20 protein-coding genes are annotated in these 19,986 nt (G+C 67.5%); 4 read left to right on the forward strand and 16 right to left on the reverse strand.

The window, feature by feature from the left end:
* Positions 1-99: 99 nt before the first annotated feature.
* Both HPT29_RS05125 and rsmI read right to left on the reverse strand, forming a co-directional pair.
* A complete protein-coding gene (locus tag HPT29_RS05125; protein ID WP_173947695.1) occupies positions 100-477 on the reverse strand; it encodes a YraN family protein in 378 nt (125 codons plus the stop codon).
* Positions 474-1,412, reverse strand: a complete 939-nt coding sequence (gene rsmI / locus HPT29_RS05130) for a 16S rRNA (cytidine(1402)-2'-O)-methyltransferase (RefSeq protein WP_173947696.1) — start codon at positions 1,410-1,412, stop codon at positions 474-476. The genes HPT29_RS05125 and rsmI overlap by 4 nt, the downstream gene beginning before the upstream one ends.
* A 136-nt stretch (positions 1,413-1,548) precedes the next feature.
* Between rsmI and HPT29_RS05135 the strand changes: the two genes are divergently transcribed.
* Positions 1,549-2,832 (forward strand): penicillin-binding protein activator, encoded by a 1,284-nt coding sequence (locus HPT29_RS05135; protein ID WP_173947697.1) that lies wholly within the window; start codon positions 1,549-1,551, stop codon positions 2,830-2,832.
* A gap of 169 nt (positions 2,833-3,001) precedes the next feature.
* Here HPT29_RS05135 and HPT29_RS05140 read toward each other — a convergent pair whose 3' ends face one another.
* From HPT29_RS05140 to HPT29_RS05155, 4 genes are all read right to left on the reverse strand, one after another.
* Positions 3,002-3,511: an OsmC family protein gene (locus HPT29_RS05140; RefSeq protein WP_173947698.1), complete on the reverse strand. Its 510-nt coding sequence runs from the start codon at positions 3,509-3,511 to the stop codon at positions 3,002-3,004.
* A 19-nt stretch (positions 3,512-3,530) separates the two neighbouring features.
* Positions 3,531-4,319, reverse strand: a complete 789-nt coding sequence (locus tag HPT29_RS05145) for an ABC transporter ATP-binding protein (protein ID WP_173947699.1) — start codon at positions 4,317-4,319, stop codon at positions 3,531-3,533.
* Positions 4,319-5,053, reverse strand: a complete 735-nt coding sequence (locus tag HPT29_RS05150; RefSeq protein WP_259060665.1) for an ABC transporter permease — start codon at positions 5,051-5,053, stop codon at positions 4,319-4,321. Before HPT29_RS05150 ends, HPT29_RS05145 begins: the two co-directional genes overlap by 1 nt.
* A gap of 143 nt (positions 5,054-5,196) precedes the next feature.
* Positions 5,197-6,165 (reverse strand): aliphatic sulfonate ABC transporter substrate-binding protein, encoded by a 969-nt coding sequence (locus HPT29_RS05155; RefSeq protein ID WP_173947701.1) that lies wholly within the window; start codon positions 6,163-6,165, stop codon positions 5,197-5,199.
* A gap of 264 nt (positions 6,166-6,429) precedes the next feature.
* On the opposite strand from HPT29_RS05155, the gene HPT29_RS05160 reads away from it, so the two are divergent.
* From HPT29_RS05160 to HPT29_RS05170, 3 genes are all read left to right on the forward strand, one after another.
* Positions 6,430-9,180 (forward strand): [protein-PII] uridylyltransferase, encoded by a 2,751-nt coding sequence (locus HPT29_RS05160; RefSeq protein ID WP_173947702.1) that lies wholly within the window; start codon positions 6,430-6,432, stop codon positions 9,178-9,180.
* A 65-nt stretch (positions 9,181-9,245) separates the two neighbouring features.
* Positions 9,246-9,863, forward strand: coding sequence for a nucleotide exchange factor GrpE (gene grpE, locus HPT29_RS05165; protein WP_173947703.1), 618 nt, complete (start codon positions 9,246-9,248; stop codon positions 9,861-9,863).
* A gap of 294 nt (positions 9,864-10,157) precedes the next feature.
* Positions 10,158-10,793, forward strand: a complete 636-nt coding sequence (locus tag HPT29_RS05170) for a trimeric intracellular cation channel family protein (protein WP_259060487.1) — start codon at positions 10,158-10,160, stop codon at positions 10,791-10,793.
* Here HPT29_RS05170 and HPT29_RS05175 read toward each other — a convergent pair.
* The 10 genes from HPT29_RS05175 to dnaK all read right to left on the reverse strand — a co-directional run bounded on the left by HPT29_RS05175 (position 10,790) and on the right by dnaK (position 19,695).
* A complete protein-coding gene (locus HPT29_RS05175) occupies positions 10,790-11,728 on the reverse strand; it encodes a hypothetical protein (RefSeq protein WP_173947704.1) in 939 nt (312 codons plus the stop codon). The genes HPT29_RS05170 and HPT29_RS05175 overlap by 4 nt on opposite strands.
* Before the next feature lie 42 nt (positions 11,729-11,770).
* The gene (locus HPT29_RS05180; protein ID WP_173947705.1) at positions 11,771-12,391 is read right to left on the reverse strand and encodes an alpha-ketoglutarate-dependent dioxygenase AlkB family protein; all 621 of its coding nucleotides are present in this window, start codon (positions 12,389-12,391) and stop codon (positions 11,771-11,773) included.
* Positions 12,392-12,536: 145 nt separating this feature from the next.
* Entirely contained in the window at positions 12,537-13,157 is a 621-nt protein-coding gene (locus HPT29_RS05185) for a 2,3-bisphosphoglycerate-dependent phosphoglycerate mutase (RefSeq protein WP_173947706.1), read from the reverse strand.
* A 39-nt stretch (positions 13,158-13,196) separates the two neighbouring features.
* Positions 13,197-14,003: a 4-hydroxy-tetrahydrodipicolinate reductase gene (gene dapB / locus HPT29_RS05190; protein WP_173947720.1), complete on the reverse strand. Its 807-nt coding sequence runs from the start codon at positions 14,001-14,003 to the stop codon at positions 13,197-13,199.
* A gap of 226 nt (positions 14,004-14,229) precedes the next feature.
* Positions 14,230-14,532 carry a DUF1330 domain-containing protein gene (locus tag HPT29_RS05195; protein WP_173947707.1) on the reverse strand — a complete coding sequence of 101 codons (303 nt, stop codon included), beginning with the start codon at positions 14,530-14,532 and terminating at the stop codon, positions 14,230-14,232.
* A 4-nt stretch (positions 14,533-14,536) separates the two neighbouring features.
* Complete coding sequence (locus HPT29_RS05200; protein ID WP_173947708.1) at positions 14,537-14,824, reverse strand: DUF1330 domain-containing protein; 288 nt, start codon at positions 14,822-14,824, stop codon at positions 14,537-14,539.
* A gap of 54 nt (positions 14,825-14,878) precedes the next feature.
* Positions 14,879-15,607 carry an orotidine-5'-phosphate decarboxylase gene (gene pyrF / locus HPT29_RS05205; RefSeq protein WP_259060488.1) on the reverse strand — a complete coding sequence of 243 codons (729 nt, stop codon included), beginning with the start codon at positions 15,605-15,607 and terminating at the stop codon, positions 14,879-14,881.
* A gap of 8 nt (positions 15,608-15,615) precedes the next feature.
* On the reverse strand, positions 15,616-16,239 hold the full coding sequence (locus HPT29_RS05210; protein WP_173947710.1) for a class I SAM-dependent methyltransferase: 624 nt from the start codon (positions 16,237-16,239) through the stop codon (positions 15,616-15,618).
* A 182-nt stretch (positions 16,240-16,421) separates the two neighbouring features.
* Entirely contained in the window at positions 16,422-17,567 is a 1,146-nt protein-coding gene (gene dnaJ / locus HPT29_RS05215) for a molecular chaperone DnaJ (RefSeq protein WP_173947711.1), read from the reverse strand.
* 211 nt (positions 17,568-17,778) lie between these two features.
* Complete coding sequence (dnaK, locus tag HPT29_RS05220) at positions 17,779-19,695, reverse strand: molecular chaperone DnaK (RefSeq protein WP_173947712.1); 1,917 nt, start codon at positions 19,693-19,695, stop codon at positions 17,779-17,781.
* Positions 19,696-19,986: the final 291 nt, after the last annotated feature.

Here is a 19,986-nt window from a genome sequence, read left to right on the forward strand (position 1 = left end):
GGTCGGATCCGATGCTCCCTCGCTTGGCCGGCGCATCGTTCATCGTGGACCCGAAGGGCCGCGTCAGCGAAAACCGGATCCACTCGTCAACACGATGCGCTAGCGCATCTCCAGGTCGAACGCCGACACGATGTGCCGCGGCCATCTCCTGGGCGCAAGGAACACCGCATCGGCGCGCCAGGTCTTGCCGGCGGCCCACGCATTGCGGGAGAGCCACGCGCGCACCGCCCGCGAGAAGCGCTGGCGCTTCCTGGCCGTGATGGCCGAGAGCGCATCGTCCATCAGACCGCGCGCCTTCACCTCGACGAACGCGATGGTGTCGCCGCGCATTACGATCAGGTCGATCTCGCCGCTCGCGGCCGCGTAGCGGCGGGCAAGCGGGCGATAGCCCTTTGCCACCAGGACCAGCAGGGCGATCCATTCGGCGCGGTGGCCGCGCAGAAAAGTCGCCTGTCGATGCTCCAGGGCGCTCTTCATGCGTCCTTCTTCGCAAGCGCCAGCGCGCGGGCATAGACCTCGCGCTTGGGCAGCTCGAGGTCCGCCGCGACGAGCGCCGCGGCATCCTTGATCGAATGATTCTTCAATGCCGCTTCGAGCCGGCCGTCGAGCGCCGCATCGGCCTCGGCTGCGTGCATCTCTTTCGTCGCCTCGCCGATCAGCACCACGATCTCGCCCTTGGGCGGACCTTCCTGAGCGAATTGCTCGGCGAGTTCGGGCAGCGTGCCGCGCCGGATCGTCTCGAACATCTTGGTGAGTTCGCGCGCCACGACGGCTTGGCGCTCGCCCAGAACCTCCGCGGCATCGGCGAGCATTTCCGGCAGCCGGTGCGGGCCCTCGAAGAGCATGAGCGTCCCGGGGATCGCACCGATCTCGGAAAGTCTCGTGCGGCGCGCCCCGCTCTTCGAGGGCAGGAAACCTTCGAAGAAGAAGCGGTCCGTCGGCAGGCCCGAGGCGACGAGCGCGGTCAGCACCGCGGAGGGGCCGGGAATCGGCGTGACCGGCAGTCCTTCCTCGATGGCGGCCTGCACGAGCTTGTAGCCCGGATCCGACACCAGCGGCGTGCCGGCGTCCGACACGAGGGCCAGCGCCTGGCCTTCGCGGATCCGGTGGACCATGCGCTCGCGCACGGCATCGTTGGAATGCTCGTGATAGGACACGAGCGGGGTGGTGATGCCGTAATGGGCGAGGAGGGTCTTCGTCACCCGCGTATCCTCGGCCAGGACCGCGTCCGCGGCGGCGAGCACGTTCAGCGCCCGGAAGGACACGTCCTGCAGGTTGCCGATGGGGGTCGCGACCACGTAGAGGCCCGGGGTGAGGGGCTTTGCCTCGGCGGCGAGCCCGAAGGCCGTGAAGGTGGCGATCCGGTCGCTCGGCTCGCGCCGCTTGGTTCGATTGTCGATTCTCTGGCTCATCGTCGGTCACTGTCGCATGAGGGGCGTCGGTGCGGAAGCTGGGTCGGAGAGACCCCGGTCCTGCATTGGAAACAATGTTTACCTTTTGCTGTCACGCTTCTTTCCATCGCTAGGGCTGTTTCCAAAGGGGGTGGAGATGGCGCGCTTCATCGTTCGACCAGACGGTGGTTCCGGCCGCGCGGTCTGGATTGCCATTGTATCCGCGGCGCTCGTCCTGTCCGGATGCGTCAGCTCGGGCAGCCGCGCTCCGGCCCGAAAGCCGAGCCGGCCCGCCGCGACCGCGCCGTCCGAGCCGCTCTATGCGGCCGATACCCCGTCGCCCGATGGGCATATGCCGGGTGCTCCGCCCGTCCGGGCGATCCCGGGCACCACCATCGGCAGCGGCCCCGTCAAGGTCGCGTTGATCCTGCCCATGTCCGGGGCCGGGCAGGGCGCCGTGGCGGCGCAGAGCCTGCGCAACGCAGCCGAACTGGCCCTGAGCGAATTCCAGGGATCGGACCTCACCCTCCTGGTGAAGGACGACAGCGGCACGCCCGAGGGTGCGCAGGCGGCCGCCCAGCAGGCTTTGGCCGAGGGTGCCGAGCTCATCGTCGGGCCGCTCTTCGCCGGCTCCGTCCAGGCCGTCGGGCAGGTGGCGCGCCCCCGCGGCAAGCCGGTCATCGGCTTCTCGACGGATGCGAGCGTCGCCACTCAGGGCGTCTATCTCCTGAGCTTCCTCGTGCAGGAGGAGGTGGACCGTATCGTGTCCTTCGCGGTCAGCCAGGGGCGTCGCTCCATCGCGGCCCTGGTCCCCGAGAACCAATACGGCCGGGTGGCCGGAGCGCGGCTGCAGCAGGCGGCGGCCCGGCAGGGGATCCGCATCGCGGCGCTCGAATTCTACCCGTCGGGCCAGCCTCAAGAAGCCGTGCGACGCCTGGCCGGCGTGATTGGCGGCCCCGCTCCGCAGGCCGATGCCCTGTTCATTCCGGACAACGGCGACGGGCTGCCCGCAATCGCCCAGGCGCTGCAGATGGCAGGCTTCAACCCGCTGCGCGTGAAGCCGCTCGGGACCGGCCTGTGGGACGAGCCGCGCGTGACGGCTCTGCCCGTTCTGCAGGGTGGGTGGTTCGCCGCCCCCGACAAGCGCGGCTTCACGGCCTTCGCCGAGCGCTACCGCGCGCGCTTCAACGTCGATCCGATCCGGCTGGCGACCCTGTCCTACGATGCCGTGACCCTGGCGGCGGCGCTCGCCCGGATGCAGGGCGCGCAGGCCTTCACCGACGGGATGCTCACGAACCCGGCAGGCTTCGCCGGGGCCGACGGCGTATTCCGCTTCAATCCCGACGGCACCAACGAGCGCGGCCTGACCGTGCAGGAGATCCGCGGCGGCACCGCCGTGGCGATCAGCGGCGCGCCAAGAACGCTGGTGGCTGGGAACTAAAAGCATTGAAGCCTTCTCACCCACGGTCCGCGGATCTCCGGCGCCATCACCGGCCCAGTGCCGGTGATCCCGATGCGAGAAGCGCGGCGCTCTTCCAATCGAGAGGGCCGGGACAAGCCCGGCCATGACATGAAGATGTCGAACCGGTCGAGCGAACCAGCAGAGAGCCCTACTTGCGGGTCAGCGTGGCGCTCAGCTCGGGCTTGTTGTTGAGGGTCTGGAAGACCACGCAGTAGCGCTCGGTGAGCTTGAGCAGCTGGTCGATCTTCTCCTGCGGGGCATCCGTGTCGACCTCGAAGGACAGGCGGATGTTCCGGAAGCCGACGGGCGCAGTCTTGTCGACCCCGAGAGTGCCGCGGAAATCGAGGTCGCCCTCAGCCTTCACGGCGCCGTGGCGCAGGTCGATCTCGAGGGCGGTCGCGACAGCCTTGAGCGTCACGCCCGCGCAGGCGACGAGCGCCTCGAGCAGCATGTCGCCCGAGCACAGCTCCGCGCCGGAGCCGCCGGTGGCCGGATGGAGGCCCGCGACGGCGAGCGCACGGCCGGTCTCGACCTTGCAGGCGATGTGCTGGTCGTCGAGCGTGCCCTGAGCCTTCAGGGTGATCACGGCGGAGTTCGGGTCGCCGCGGTATTGATCCTTCAGCGGTGCCTGGAGGGCGCGAAGCGCAGTCGCATCCATGATGATGTCCTTGAGATTGTTACCACCACAACGCGGCGGCCTGGCGGTCGCGCTCGCGTTGAGGCTGCTGCTGGGGAGCTTTGAGGGAATGGTCCAGGGCCGTCAAGACGCGGCGCACGGAGGTCTCGAAGGGGAGGCCCGTCCTGTCGCGCGGGCGCGACAGCGTCAGCGGCAGTTCGTCGAAGATGCGGCCTGGCTTCGGCTGCATGACGACGGCCCGGTCGGCCAGCGTCACCGCCTCCTGCACGTCGTGGGTGACGAGCACGACGGTGGGGCGCGTCTCCTCCCACAGGCCGAGCAGATGCTCGTGCAGGCTCGCGCGCGTGAAGGCGTCGAGGGCCGAGAACGGCTCGTCGAGAAGCAGCACCTTCGGGTTGGTCACGAAGGCGCGCGCGATGGAGACGCGCTGCTGCTGGCCGCCCGACAGGTCGCGGGGCCAGCGGTTCGCGTGCTCCGACAGGCCGATCTTGTCGAGCGCATGGGCGACGCGCGCCTTCTTCTCGGCGGCCCCGATGCCGTCGAGGCCGAAGGCGATGTTGTCGGACACCGACAGCCAGGGCAGCAGGCGCGGCTCCTGGAACACGATGCCGACGGACGGGTGAGGGCCCGAGAGCACCTCGTCGTCGAGGCGGATCCGGCCCGCGCTCGCCCGGTCGAGGCCGGCGATGAGGCGCAGCAAGGTGGTCTTGCCGCAGCCCGAGCCGCCGATCAGCGAGACGATCTCGCCTTCCTGCACGGTTAGATTGACGTCGGAAAGCGCGCGTGTGCCGTCGGCATAGGTTTTCGAGAGGTGCTCGAGGTTCAGCATCACAAGCGCTCCCGCACGGTGTCCTGCCAGCGCACGAGCGGCTTGGTGCCCGCGACGAGGAGGCTGTCGGCGAGCTTGCCCAGCAGCGCGAAAGCGATGATCGCCGCGAGGATCTGATCGGGCTTGCCCATCTGCTGCCCGTCCACGAGCAGATAGCCGAGGCCCTCCGAGGCGCCCATGAACTCGGCCGCCACGACGAACATGAAGCCGAGGCCGAGGCCCGAGCGCAAGGCGATCACGGCCTCGGGCAGAACCGCCGGCAGCAGGATGCGGCGCGCGAGCTGAACGCGCGAGAGGCGGAACACGTGGCCCACTTCCACGAGCTTGCGGTCGACCGACAGGATCGCGCCGGCGATCCCAAGATAGACCGGGAAGAACACGCCGACGGCGATCAGCGCCACCTTCGAGGCCTCGAAGATGCCGAGCCACAGGATGAACAGCGGCACCCAGGCGATCGAGGGAATCGCCCGCAGGGCCTGGAGGGTCGGGTCGAGGAGTTGCCGGATGGTCTTGCTGGAGCCGGACAGCGCGCCCAGCACGATCCCGGCAACGGCCCCGATCACGAAGCCGACGAGGACGCGCCAGAGCGTCATCCAGGTATGGGTCCACAGCTCGCCGGTCTGCGCCAGTCCCCAGAGCGTCGCGATGATGCGGCTCGGCGGCGGAACGAGGCGGCCCTGCGCGAGGCCGAGACGAACGGCGGCTTCCCAGAGAAGCGCAACCGCAACGGGCAATAAAAAGCCGAGAAGGAGGCGCCAGTCGAAGGCGCGTCGCTTCTCGGTCGAGGCGGGGGCCGCGAGAGCGGCGGCACCCTCATGGGAGGACCAGGCGTTGCTTGTAGCTTGGCCTGTCACGGCGCTCTCCCGTGATGAAGTCATCAGCGCGATGCGGTCGCGAACCGGCGGTCGATGAGGGAATCGACGGCGGTGCGCACATTGGCGTCAGGGGCGATGACGCCCGCCTGCTGCAGGGCGAGCCCCGCCGCGAGGATCGTGTCGACCTGGGGCTGGCCGATATTGGAATGGGTCAGCTCCGTACGCTCGAGCTGGCGCTCGATCACGGTGTCGGACAACTTGGTATAGGCAACCAGGGTCTTCTTCAGCTCGTCCTTGTTGGCCAGCGCATACTTGCGGGCTTCCTCATAGGCCTTGAGCACGCGCTGCACGAGGGCGGGATTGTCCTTGGCGAAGGATTCCGAGACGTTGAGGACGCCCCAGGTGTTGGCTCCCGCATTGCGGTAGAAGAGCTGGGCGCCGCTTTCCACCTCGGCGGCAGCCATCAGCGGGTCGAGGCCGGCCCAGGCATCCACGTCGCCGCGCTCGAGCGCGGTGCGGCCGTCCGGGTGCTGGAGGAGAACGAGCTTCACGTCCTTCTCGGTGAGCTTGGCTTCCTGCAGGGCACGCACCAGGAAAATGTGCGGATCGGTGCCGCGGGTCACGGCGACCCGCTTGCCCTTCAGGTCCTCGACCTTCGTGATGTTCGTGTCCTTGCGGGTGACCAGCGCGGTCCATTCGGGGCGGGAATAGACGTAGATCGACTTGATCGGGTTGCCGTTGATCTTGCCGATCAGGGCGGCTGCGCCGGCCGTGGAGCCGAAGTCGATCGAGCCGGCATTGAGAAATTCGAGCGCCTTGTTGGAGCCCAGCGACTGCACCCAGCGCACGCTGATGCCGTCCTTCTCCAGCTCCTTCTCGAGGAAGCCCTTGTCCTTGAGGACGAGGCTGACCGGGTTGTAGGTGGCATAGTCGATGCGGATCTCCTTCACCTGCGCGGCGGCGGTGGTCGCCAGGGAGGCGAGGCCCGTGGCCAGGGAGGCGGCGATCAGGAGGCGGCGGGTCAGGCTCATCGTGTTCGATCCCATGTTCCGCGCATGGGACGCCGACCCTTCAGGGTCATCACGCACCCGGCGCTTTAGCTGCACTTGTTTCGCGCCCGCAATCTGCATGCTCAAATCGGCGCGTGTCCGGTTTATAGAACTCGGTGTTTTTTATGTCAAACACTATCTCTTATAAAGAACAGGCTGACCGTTCAGACGGTGCCCGTCACTCCGCCCTTGGGCGGAGCCCCCATCCGGTGGTAAGTCAAACGGTTCCTCGTGCGCGGTTGTTCCATGACCCTTCCTAGTCCCAAGAACGTCCTCAAGAGCCTCGGCAACCAGCCGATCAGCGATGCGGCGGAACTGCGCGCGAGACTTGTCCCGGAACTGAAGACGCTGCTCGACGCGGGCCACCAGGAGGCTCAGGGCAGGCTTATGGAGCACCAGAACGGGCTGGCCTGCGCCCGCTATCTCTGCGACCGCATGGACGACTTGGTGCGCATCGTCCACGACGCCGTGGTCCAGCACCTCTATCCGGCGGCCAATCCCTCGGCTGGCGAGCGGCTCGCGGTGGCGGCGACCGGCGGCTACGGGCGCGGGACCCTGGCGCCGGGCTCCGACGTCGATCTCCTGTTCCTGCTGCCCTACAAGCAGACCGCCTGGAGCGAGAGTGTCGTCGAGGCGATGCTCTACGTGCTGTGGGACCTCAAGCTCAAGGTCGGGCACGCGACCCGCTCGGTGGAGGATTGCCTGCGCGAGGCCCATGCGGACATGACGATCCGCACGTCGTTGCTCGAGGCCCGTTTCCTCTTCGGCGACCGGGAGCTCTTCGACAATCTGGAGAAGCGCTTCGACCAGGAGATCGTCGCCACCACGGCGGCCGCCTTCGTGGACGCCAAGCTGAAGGAGCGCGACGCCCGCGTCGCCAAGGCGGGCGCGTCGCGCTATCTCGTCGAGCCGAACGTCAAGGACGGCAAGGGCGGCCTGCGCGATCTCAACACGCTGTTCTGGATCGCCAAATACGTCTATCGGGTCAAGGAGCCCAAGGAACTGGTGAAGGCCGGGCTCTTCACGCAAGGAGAGTTCAATCTGTTCTCGCGCTGCGAGGAGTTCCTGTGGCGCGTGCGCTGCCACATGCACTTCGCCACCGGCCGCGCCGAGGAGCGCCTGACCTTCGACCTGCAGCGCACCATCGCCGAGCGCATCGGCTTCGCGCCGCGCGGCGGCCTGTCGGCGGTCGAACGCTTCATGAAGGCCTATTTCCTCATCGCCAAGGATGTCGGCGACCTCACGGCGATCGTGTGCGCCGAGCTCGAGGCCCGGCAGACCAAGCGGCGCCCCATGCTCGACCGGATGTTCGGCCGCTTCCGCCGCCGCAGCGGCGGCGCGCAGGTGAGCGAGGGCTTCATCATCGACAACAACCGGCTCAACGTGGAGAACGAGGAGACCTTCGTGCGCGATCCGGTCAACCTGATCCGCCTGTTCTGGCTCGCCGACCGCCGCAACCTCGCCATCCATCCCGATGCGACGCGCCTGGCGACGCGTTCGCTCCGGCTGATCGGCCATACCCTGCGCAACGATCCGGAGGCGAACAAGCTGTTCCTGGAGATCATCACGTCCAAAAACGCCCCGGAGGTGGTGCTGCGGCGCATGAACGAGACCGGGGTGCTCGGCCGCCTCGTGCCGGATTTCGGGCGCATCGTCGCGATGATGCAGTTCAACATGTACCACCACTACACGGTGGACGAGCATCTGATCCGCGCGGTGGGCGTGCTGACCGAGATCGAGGCCGGGCAGCTTGGCAGCGAGCATCCGCTGGCCAACCAGATCTTCCCCACCATCCGCAACCGCCGGGCGCTCTACGTGGCGGTGTTCCTGCACGACATCGCCAAGGGACGGCCCGAGGACCATTCGGAGGCCGGCGCGGCCATCGCCCGCAAGCTCGGGCCGCGCTTCGGCCTGACCGACGCGGAGACCGAGACGGTGGCGTGGCTCGTCGAGCATCACCTCCTCATGTCGAACACGGCCCAGAGCCGCGATCTGTCCGATCCGGCCACCATCAAGAGCTTCGCCGAGGTGGTGCAGACCATGGAGCGCCTGAAGCTCCTGCTCGTGCTCACCATCGCGGACATCAAGGCGGTCGGGCCCGGCACATGGACCGGCTGGAAGGGCCAGCTCCTGCGCAACCTTTACCAGGAGACGGAGGTGATCCTCGGCGGCGGCGCGGTGGATCTCGCCCGCTCCGAGCGGGTGCGTCTGGCCCAGGAACGGCTGCGCCTGGAGCTGCACGACTGGTCCGATGCGGAGTTCGAGGCCTTCGCGTCGCGCCATACGCCGGGCTACTGGCTGAAGACCGACGAGACCCGGCGGGCCAAGCAGGCCGGGCTCCTGCGGGAGGCCGAGAAGGGCGGGCGCACGGTCACCACCACCTACGAGACGGACCAGTTCCGCGGCGTGACCGAGCTCACCATCCTGTCGCCCGACCATCCGCGGCTTCTCGCCATCGTGACCGGCGCCTGCGCGGCCGCGGGCGGCAACATCGTCGACGCGCAGATCTTCACCACGACGGACGGCATGGCGCTGGACACCATCGTGCTCTCCCGCGCCTTTGACCGGGACGAGGACGAGCTGCGCCGGGCCGAACGGGTCGCCAGGGCCATCGAGCGGGCCTTGAAAGGGGAGGTGAGGATCGCCGATCTCGTGGACGGCAAGCGCCCGGCCAAGGAGCGCTCCAAGGCCTTCCATGTGCCCCCGGAGGTGAACATCGACAATTCCCTGTCGAACCGCCAGACCGTGATCGAGATCTCGGGCCTCGACCGGCCCGGCCTGCTCTACGACCTCACCACGGCCCTGGGGAAGCTCAACCTCAACATCGCCTCGGCCCATATCGTGACCTTCGGCGAAAAGGCCGTGGACGTGTTCTACGTGACCGACCTGACGGGCACGAAGATTACCCATGCGGGCCGCCAGGCCACCATCACCCGCACCCTGCTGGAGGTGTTCAAAGCCGAGGAAACCGAGCCGCTCCAGCGGCGAAGCGCTTGATTTGTGAAGCGAGGGACCTGATATGTGCCCCGAACCTTTCGTTTCCCACCTTTAGTTGATCGACCATGAATCCGAACGACACGGAAAACCAGAACGCGGCCCCGCAGGCCGAACCCGCCAACGACGTGGCCCCCGAGGCTGCCTCCGCGGCCGATCCGATTGCCGTTCTCGAGGCCGAGAAGGCGGACCTGAAGGACAAGCTCCTGCGCCTGATGGCCGACATGGAGAACCTGCGCCGCCGCACCGAGCGCGAGATCGCGGATGCCCGCACCTATGCGGTGGCGAACTTCGCCCGCGACATGCTGAACGTCGCCGACAACGTGCGCCGCGCCATCGAGAGCGTGCCGGACGAGGCCCGCAGCACCGCCGAGGGCGCCTTCAAGGGCCTGATCGAGGGCATCGACCTCACCGAGCGCGATCTGCTCAAGACCCTCGAGCGCCACGGGGTGAAGAGGCTCGACCCGCAGGGGCAGAAATTCGACCCGAACGTGCATCAGGCCATGTTCGAGATCCCCAACGCGGACGTGCCGAACGGCACCGTCCTGCAGGTGGTCCAGTCCGGCTACGTCATCGGCGAGCGCGTCCTGCGCCCGGCCCTGGTGGGCGTCTCCAAGGGCGGCCCGAAGGCGGCCGCCAACGGCAACGGCTCGGAGGCCGCCGACAACTCCTCGACCGCTTCCTGAAAAAGGCCCCGGCGGAACGCGCTTTCCCGCGAATCGCCTTGCCCGGACATGACGGAGGCGAACACCCTGTGAGCCCTCAGCCCGAGCGTCTCGCCGGGACAGGAATTGAGAGCTCGGACTCCGTTTTGAACGAACTTTGGGCGTCATGGCCGGGCCCGTCCCGGCCATTCCGATGCGGTGAGGCTCAGCGCCTGTCATGATCGGGATCACCGGTACAGGGCCGGTGATGACGGCCGGGGTGAATCTCAAGCCGGCCTCTCAGGAGCGAGGCTGGTGTGACGGCAGGTGTTCCCGGTGCAGGTCCTCCAAAGCATTCCCTTCGAAACCATCGGCGTCGCCGTCTTCGCGCTCTCGGGCGCCCTGATGGCGGCCCACAAGGGCATGGACCCGTTCGGCTTCGCCCTGCTCGCCACGCTCACGGGGGTCGGGGGCGGGACCCTTCGTGACCTGCTCATCGGGATCAGACCCGTGTTCTGGGTCGGCGATCCGACCGACGTGCTCGCGTGCCTGATCGTGGCGGAGCTCGTCTTCGTCCTCGGCCCCCGGCGGGTGGCCATGATGGAGGGCGGCCGGCGGGGCCGGCTCCTTCTCTGGGCGGACGCCCTAGGCTTGGCCCTTTTCGCCGTCACGGGCACCGGCAAGGCGCTCGCCGCGGGCGTGCCCGCCCTCTCGGCCGTGGCGCTCGGCACCACCACGGCTACCTTCGGGGGCATCATCCGCGACATCTTCGCCGGAACCACCCCCCTGGTGCTGCGCCAGGAGATTTACGTCACGGCGGCGGCGCTCGGCGCTTCCGTCATGGTCGCCCTGCAGGCGGCGGGCGTCGAGCCGTTCCTGAGCGGCGCCGCGGGCTTTGCCGCGGCCTTCACCCTGCGGGCCCTCGCCCTGCTGCGGGGCTGGTCCCTGCCAGCCTTCCCGCGGCGCGATTAGGGATTCATGTCAATTCCGTCGACCATCGTGCGGAAGCGGGGCAGGTTCTGGTCGCGCTGCTCGACCCGCGTGAGGCCGACCATGCGCACATAGCGGTCGGGGTCGAAGCGGATGGTCTGCATCACGATGACCGGCTGGCCCGATTCCACCTCCACGGCCTTGGCGACGATCTCGTGCCAGTCCTGTCCCCTGAAGCGGAAGGACTCGGAGCGTTCGACCTTGACGTCCTTCAGGATCTGGTTCGAGTTCAGGGCCGCATGGGCGAACTGGCTGCGCCGCTCGGCGGGCGGAACGGGAACGTTGAGGGTGGCGGCCAGGATGACCATCGGCTGCTCCACTGCCTTGATCGCGTCCTGAGGCCCGTCGGTCAACAGGACCGAATTGCCCGACATCACCCGCACCGGACGGAAGCCGGCTTTGTCGCCGAGCCGGAACGGCAGAGCGGAGACCTGCTCCTCGATGGACACGGGCCCGCGCAGGGCGATGCTCTTCAGGGCGTTCTGCATCTGCACGTCGCTGTAGCCATCCTGGCCGCCGCGCACCTGCGCGATCACGAGGGCGGTGAGGTCCTCGTCCTTGACCGCCATCACCCATTTGCGGCCCTGGACGGCCCCGCCCATGGTGCCGCCGACCAGCACGCCCGTCCTGGACCCGAGCTTCAGGGTCTCGCGCGACGTCTCGCTCATGCCCTGGCGCTTCAGGGAGTCCTTGGTGAGGCCGCCGACCAGCTGCGTGTAGGCCCCGGCGGGCATTTCCACGAAGGTGATGGCCGCGGCCTTCTCCTCGCTCTCGAACCCGCTGAATCGCTTCGAGACGATCATGTCCTCCGGCGGGACGATGCCGATGCGGGACGCTGGCGGAAACACCGGTTCGGCCGCGAAGGCGGCCTGAATCGACAGGAGGATGCCGAGAGCGGCGGCTGCGAAGGCTTTCATGGATGCCCCTCCAGGAAAAGTGCAGAGTTCGGATACAGAAGGCTAGAGCGGCTTCCCGACCTTGCGCAAGGTGAGATTGAGACGGCCGCCCTGCGGCAGCAGGTCCGAGCTTCCCGGCACCAGCCGGTCGATGCCATGATAGATCAGCCGCGCGGGACCGCCGAACACGATCGCGTCACCGGAGCGGAGCCTGACCGACCGCGTCGGGTCCCTGCGCTCCAGGCCGCCGTAGCGGAACACGGCCGTGTCCCCGAGGGATAGGGACACGACGGGAGCGTCGAACTCCTCCTCGTCCCGGTCCTGGTGCATGCCCATGCGGGCGGCCGGCTCGTAGAAATTGATCAGGCAGGCGTCGGGCGGGTGCGGATAATCGCTCAAGGCCTCCCAGGCGCGCAGCACCTGCTCGGGCATGGCCGGCCAGGGGCGGCCGGTCTCGGGATGGGTCGGCTGGTAGCGGTAGCCGTTCACGTCCGAGACCCATCCGAGCCGGCCGCCATTGGTCATGCGCACGGAGAAGGGTTGTCCCGTCCGCGGCATGCACGGTGTGAAGAGCGGCGCCTGGCGGGTGATCTCGCGCAGGGCCGCCAGTAGCCGCTCTTGCGCCGGACGGTCGAGATAGTCGGGGTAATAGGTCAGGCCAGGCGCGAGGGGGAGGGAGGGCATCTGTTCTCCTGACACATGCCATCTGTCGTCATCACCGGCCGTGTGCCGGTAATCTCGATTCGAAAAAGCGCGGCGCACTGCAGGATCGGAATGGCCGGGACAGGCCCGGCCATGACGTGGAAGAGCGTGATCGGGCCGAGGGAGGTTACCCCTCCAGCACCTGCTTGCTGGCGACGGTGGTGTCCTCGTTGAGGCCGTAGACCAGCGGGATGCCCGTCGCGAGCTCGAGGCTCGGGATCGTTTCCGAGGTCAGGCCGTCGAGCACCATCACGAGGGCGCGCAGCGAATTGCCGTGGGCGGCGACCAGGACGCGCTCCCCGCGCATGACCCGGGGCAGGATCTCGCGGATGTAGTAGGGCAGCACGCGGGCGACCGTGTCCTTCAGGCTCTCGCCGCCGGGAGGCGGCACGTCGTAGGAGCGGCGCCAGACATGGACCTGCTCCTCACCCCAGCGGGCGCGGGCGTCGTCCTTGTTGAGGCCCGAGAGGTCGCCATAATCGCGCTCGTTCAGGGCCTGGTTCGCGATCGTTTTCAGATCAGGCTGGCCGATCTCCTCGAGGATCAGCTTGCAGGTGGCCTGAGCGCGGGAGAGATCGGACGTGAAGGCGACGTCGAACTGGACGCCCATTTCCTTGAGCCGGCGGCCGGCATTGCGCGCCTCCTCGATGCCCAGGGCAGTGAGCCCGGGATCCTTCCAGCCGGTGAACAGGTTCTTGAGGTTCCATTCGCTCTGGCCGTGGCGTGCAAGGACGAGAAGGCGGTTCATGGGGTGGCGTCTCCGATGAAGAGGGAAGAGAGGCGTGATCTAGAGCCGATCGAGGCCGAGAACATTGGCCATGGTGTAGTAGCCGGGCTTCTTGTCGAAGCCCCAGAGGGCGGCCCTCACGGCCCCGCGGGCGAAGATGCTGCGGTCTTCGGCCCGGTGCGCCAGCTCCAGGCGCTCGCCCTGGCCGGCGAAGATCACCGAATGCTCGCCGACCACCGAGCCGCCGCGAAGGGTCGCAAAGCCGATATCGCCGGGATTGCGCGCGCCGGTATGACCGTCGCGGCTGCGCACGGAGCGCTCCTTCAGGGAAATCTGTCGCCCCTCGGCGGCCGCCTCGCCCAGGAGCAGCGCGGTGCCGGACGGCGCATCCACCTTCATGCGGTGGTGCATTTCCAGAATCTCGACGTCGAAATCCTCGCCGAGCGTCGCCGCGACCTTGCGCACGAGGCCCGCAAGCAGGTTCACGCCGAGCGACATGTTGCCGGACTGGATGATGCGCGCGTGGCGCGCGGCCGCCTCCAGCTTGGCGAAGTCGGCCTCCTGCAGGCCGGTGGTTCCGATCACGTGGACGATGCGGGCCTGGGCGGCGAGCGCGGCAAAGGCCGTGGTGGCGACGGGCGCCGTGAAATCGAGGACGCCGTCGGCCTGGGCGAAGACGGCGAGCGGATCGTCGGTCACGTCCACGTCGAGCAGCCCGATGCCGGCGAGCAGACCGGCATCGTGCCCGAGGGCCGGGGAGCCCTCCCGCTCGATGGCGCCCACGAGGGTGCAGCCCTCGGTCTCGGCCACGGTCTTGATGAGCATGCGCCCCATGCGTCCGGCCGCGCCCACCACGACGAGTCGCATCTCGTTCATGCCGCTCTCCTGCTGTTACGGGCTCCGGGTATAGCCGCTTCGGGTGAGGCTGAGAAGCGCGGAAGCCGCGCCTCTCCAGTGCGGTCGCCGGCAAGTCCAAGAATGATGCCCTCTCACGTCATCACCGGCCTTGTGCCGGTGATCTCGATCAGGAAGGGCGCCGCGCTCTTCTCATCGGGATGGCCGGGACAGGCCCGGCCATGACATTGGAGAAAATTCAACCCGGCTGCGGACCCTCATAGGCCTCGATGATGATGATGTCGGCCACCGCGTGACCGTCGCGCTCGGCCTTCGCCGCCTGGTACTCGGGCGAATCCCAGCATTCCAGAGCCGCCTCGTAGGTCGGGAACTCGATCACCACGTTGCGGGCGCGGGCCTCACCCTCGGCGACCCGATAGGCGCCGCCGCGCACCAGGAAGCGGGCGCCGTACTTGGCGAACGGGACCGCGTTGGCCTTCACGTAGTTCTGGTAGGCGTCGGGGTTCGAGACGTCGACGCGGCCGATCCAATAGCCCTTCATCGCTTCAGGCTCCTTCCACGAGAACGAATTCGGCCACGCAGGCGCCCTCGCGCTTGGCCTTGGCCGCCTGGTACTCCGGAGAGTGATAATAGGTCCGGGCCTGCTCCACCGACTCGAACTCGATCACCACGTTGCGGGCGCGCGCCTCGCCCTCGAGCGCCTCGTAGGCGCCGCCGCGCACCAGCGGCCGACCGCCATACTGGCGAATCGCCTCGGTGGCGCCCTTGGCGTATTCCGCATAGGCTTCAGGATTCGTGACGGTCACGCGGGCAATGACATAGCCTTTGGGCATGGGCGCTCCTCTTGATGGACAGGACGCGCAGCGAACGCCAGAGGCGTCCTACCGTCAAGCCTCAATGCCGGAGATTTCCCGGACAATCGCCTCCACGGCAGCGCGCGGGTCGGCGGCCTTCACGATCGGACGGGCCACCACCAGGTGGTCGGCACCGAGCCGGATTCCCTCGGCGGGCGTCACGACCCGCTTCTGATCGCCCGCGTCCGCGCCGGAAGGCCGAATGCCCGGCGTGACGATGAGCCGGTCGGACCCGACGACGGCGCGTACGCGCTCGGCTTCCGTCGCCGCGCAGACGATGCCGTCGATGCCGAGATCGCGCGCCTGTCCGGCCCGGCGCGCGACGAGGTCGGCGGCCGGCACGGGGGCATAGCCCGCCTCGACGAGGTCGTTGTCGTCGTAGGACGTGAGCACGGTCACGGCCAGGATCTTCAGGGACGACCCGGCCTTTCCGACGACCGCGGCCCGCATGGTCTGCGGATAGGCGTGGACGGTCAGGAACGTGGCGCCGAGGCGCGCCACGGAACGGACGCCTTCCTCCACGGTGTTGCCGATGTCGTGGAGCTTGAGATCGAGGAAGACCTTCTTGCCCTGGCCGATCAGCTCCTGGGCGAACGCGAATCCGCCCGCATAGGCGAGCTGGTAGCCGATCTTGTAGAAGGTGCCGGCCTCGCCGATGCGGTCGACGACGGCCCGGGCCTCCTCCACGGACGGGAGGTCGAGGCCGATGATGAGCTTGTCGCGAATGTCTCCTGCGGGACCGGGATTCGTCGGAAGAGACATCGCGGCGCTCATGGATGGTTGACCTTGTTGTAGACCCAGACCCGAGCCGGGGGCAGGTTGCGCCAGATCCGGTTGGAGGCCCTGGACCGGTAATGCTGGGAGCGCGCCGGGATCGGCGGCACCACCGCGTAGGTGAACTGGATGAAGGGCGCGTTGGGATGCATCAGGCCCTGGGCGGTTTCCAGAAGCTCGAGGCGCTGGTCCATGGGCTTGGTGAAGAGCGGCAGGCTCGACACGGTGGCGGCCGCCGGCTCCTTCAGGATGTCGCCCAGGGTTTCCTTGAGATCGTAGGCATCGCCCTGAATGATCGTCGCCTTCGGGAAGCGGCGCTTCAGGAGCTGGCAGAACTCGGGATTGTACTCGATGAGGACGAGCCGCTCCTGGGCCACCCCGCGCCGGATCAGGGCGTCGGTCACGGGACCCGTGCCGGGGCCGAGCTCGATGACGGGGCCGGGGATGCGCGGATCGACGAAGGACGCCATGGTCCGCGCCAGGATCTTGCCGGAGGGCGTGACCGCTCCCACGACGAGCGGCCTCTCGAGCCAGGACCTCAGGAAGCGGGCTTCGTCGGCGAAGCGATCCTTCTTGAGGGGAATTTTCCGGGCGGTGGGCCGTTGGAACGACTGGTGCACTGAGAAGACCCCTTGCGCGGCGCATCACGCTGGCTGTTGAGAACCCCGAAGCCTCGGACCCGGAAGTGGAGGCCACTTTTTGGGATTCGTCCGATGCTTCTCATTTAACGTGCGCATCGTCTAGAGCGGAAAAACCGGATCGCCCTCTTCCGCACGATGCGTTGAGGAAAACGACCGTCCAGTTAAGTTGATCCGCCCAAGCCATCGATAAACTCCCGGAAGCGCGAGAAAAATCCCGAACTCTCAGGATGATTTTCCTTGGAGCATTCCTGATCGAACTCCATCAGGAGCTCGCGCTGGCGCTTGGTGAGTTTCTGCGGGGTTTCCACAACAACCTGGATGTAGAGGTCGCCCACGTCCCGCGAGCGCAGCACCGGCATGCCTTTGCCCTTCAGGCGGAACTGCTTGCCGGTCTGGGTGCCCTCGGGCACCTTCACGAGCGCGTCGGCTCCGCTCAGCGTCGGCACGCTGAACTCGCCGCCCAGGGCCGCCGTCACCATGGAGATCGGCACCCGGCAGAACAGGTCCGCCCCGTCGCGCTGGTAGAACGGATGGGGCTTCAGGGACAGGAAGATGTAGAGGTCGCCCGCAGGCCCGCCGCGCAGGCCGGCCTCGCCTTCGCCCGCGAGCCGGATGCGCGTGCCGTCCTCGACGCCCGCCGGGATGTTGACCGAGAGCGTGCGCTCCCGGGTCACGCGGCCCGCGCCGCCGCACTGGGCGCAGGGATCGTCGATGACCTCGCCGCGCCCATGGCAGTTGGGGCAGGTGCGCTCGATGGAGAAGAACCCTTGCGTCGCCCGCACCCGGCCGGCGCCCCCGCAGGTCGGGCAGGCCTTGGGCTTGGAACCCGGCTTCGCGCCCGAGCCCGAGCAGGCCTCGCAGGTGATCGAGGTCGGGATCTTCAGTTCGGCGGTCTTGCCGTTGAAGGCCTCGTCGAGGGAGATCTCGAGGTTGTAGCGCATGTCGGCGCCGCGCTCGCGTCCGCCGGTGCTGCGCCCGCGCCCGCCGCGTCCGGCCTCGCCGAAGAAATTCTCGAAGATGTCCGACATGAAGTCGGAGAAGTCGCCGCCGAAGCCCGGCCCGCCGCCCGGCCCGCCGCCATTGGCGAAGGCCGCGTGGCCAAAGCGGTCGTAGGCCGCGCGCTTCTGGCCGTCGGACAGGGTCTGGTAGGCCTCGTTCAGTTCCTTGAACTTGACCTCGGCCTCGTGGTCGCCCGGGTTGCGGTCCGGGTGGTATTGCATCGCGAGCTTGCGGAAGGCGGATTTCATCTCCGCTTCCGTGGCGGTCTTCGCGACGCCGAGAACCTCGTAGTAATCGCGCTTGGACATGTCAGGCGCCCCTGGGAGCGGTGGTCCGCTCGGTCATTCTGCCGGACCGTTTCGCCTGCGCTGCACAGGAAAAGGCTCCGGAAGCCTTTGCCAGCGCATCGTGCGGAGGAGTGGTCGTTCGATCGGTCATGGATGTTTTAAAGCTCGTTTCATGAAAACGGCACCCGGTCATGAAACCGGGTGCCGAATTCGTCAGAGTGCGGCCATCGTCTTAGGCGCGCTTCTTCTTGTCGCCCTCGTCGACCTCCTGGAAGTCGGCGTCGATGACGTCGTCCTTCTGGGCGGCCTCGCCTTCGGGCTGCTCGCCGCCCTCGCCGGCATTGGCCTGGGCGGCATACATGGCCTCGCCGAGCTTCATGGAGGCCTGCATCAGGTCCGTGGTGCGGGCCTTGATCACCTCGGCGTCGTCGCCGGCCAGAGCCTGGCGCAGCGCGTCGATGGCGGTCGTGATGCCCTGCCGGTCGGACTCGCCGACCTTGTCACCGTATTCCGTCATGGACTTCTCGGTGGCATGGATCAGGCTCTCGCCCTGGTTCTTGGCCTCGACGACCTCGCGGCGCTTCTTGTCTTCCTCGGCATGGGCCTCGGCGTCCTTCACCATCTTCTCGATGTCGGTGTCGGACAGGCCGCCGGAGGCCTGGATGCGGATCTGGTGCTCCTTGCCGGTCGCCTTGTCCTTCGCCGTGACGTTCACGATGCCGTTCGCGTCGATGTCGAAGGTCACCTCGATCTGCGGCACGCCGCGCGGTGCCGGCGGAATGCCCACGAGGTCGAACTGGCCGAGCAGCTTGTTGTCCGCGGCCATCTCGCGCTCGCCCTGGAAGACCCGGATGGTCACCGCGTTCTGGTTGTCTTCCGCGGTCGAGAACACCTGGCTCTTCTTGGTCGGGATCGTCGTGTTGCGGTCGATCAGGCGGGTGAACACGCCGCCGAGCGTCTCGATGCCGAGCGACAGCGGGGTCACGTCGAGGAGCAGCACGTCCTTCACGTCGCCCTGGAGCACGCCAGCCTGGATCGCCGCGCCGATGGCCACGACCTCGTCCGGGTTCACGCCCTTGTGGGGCTCCTTGCCGAAGAAGGTCTTCACGACCTCCTGGATCTTCGGCATGCGGGTCATGCCGCCGACGAGAACCACCTCGTCGATGTCGCCCGCCGAGATGCCGGCATCCTTGAGGGCCTTGCGGCAGGGCTCGATGGTCTTCTGCACGAGATCATCCACGAGCTGCTCGAACTTGGCGCGCGAGAGCTTGAGGGCCAGGTGCTTCGGACCGGAGGCGTCCGCCGTGATGTAGGGCAGGTTGATCTCGGTCTGCGACGCGGAGGAAAGCTCGATCTTGGCCTTCTCGGCCGCTTCCTTGAGGCGCTGCAGGGCGAGCTTGTCCTTGGTCAGGTCGATGCCCTGCTCCTTCTTGAACTCGGCCGCCAGGTACTCGACGAGGCGCATGTCGAAGTCTTCGCCGCCGAGGAAGGTGTCGCCGTTCGTGGACTTCACCTCGAACACGCCGTCGCCGATCTCGAGGACCGACACGTCGAAGGTGCCGCCGCCGAGGTCGTAGACCGCGATCATGCCGGTCTGCTTCTTGTCCAGGCCGTAGGCCAGGGCGGCCGCGGTCGGCTCGTTGATGATGCGCAGGACCTCGAGGCCGGCGATCCTGCCGGCGTCCTTCGTGGCCTGACGCTGGGCGTCGTTGAAGTAGGCGGGAACCGTGATGACCGCCTGGGTGACCGGCTGTCCGAGATAGGACTCGGCCGTCTCCTTCATCTTCTGCAGAGTGAAGGCGGAAATCTGGGAGGGCGAATACTGCTTGCCGTCGGCCTCGACCCAGGCGTCGCCGTTCGGACCCTTGATGATGTGATACGGAACGAGGCCCATGTCCTTCTTGGTCATGGGATCGTCGAAGGTGCGCCCGATCAGGCGCTTGATGGCGAAGAAGGTGCGCGACGGGTTCGTGACCGCCTGGCGCTTGGCCGGCTGGCCGACGAGGCGCTCGCCTTCGTCCGTGAAGGCCACGATGGACGGGGTCGTCCGGGCGCCTTCCGCGTTTTCGATGACTTTGGGCGTCGTGCCTTCCATGACAGCGACGCAGGAATTGGTAGTGCCGAGGTCGATACCGATGACCTTACCCATGGCGGGATCCCTCACTTTCAAGCAGACCGCCGAGCCCTGAAAGCAGCTCGGCCCATGGCTTACATGTTGATGACTGACTTGCCGGGGGCGGCTCAACCCGAGCCGTTCCCCATGCTGGCGCTGATATAAGAAGGGGTTTTCGACGCTGCAAGACAATCCTCGCGGCCAGATTGCCTCATTTCGTCGGAGCCCGCCCCTGTTGCATGGCTGCAATGGCGGAGCTTCCCGGCCCGGCGCCGGGTGAATCATGAGGCGGCTCCGGTTATGTCGTTACGGCAGGAACGGCGACGG

The sequence above is a fragment of the Microvirga terrae genome (assembly GCF_013307435.2).
Lineage (GTDB): Bacteria > Pseudomonadota > Alphaproteobacteria > Rhizobiales > Beijerinckiaceae > Microvirga > Microvirga terrae.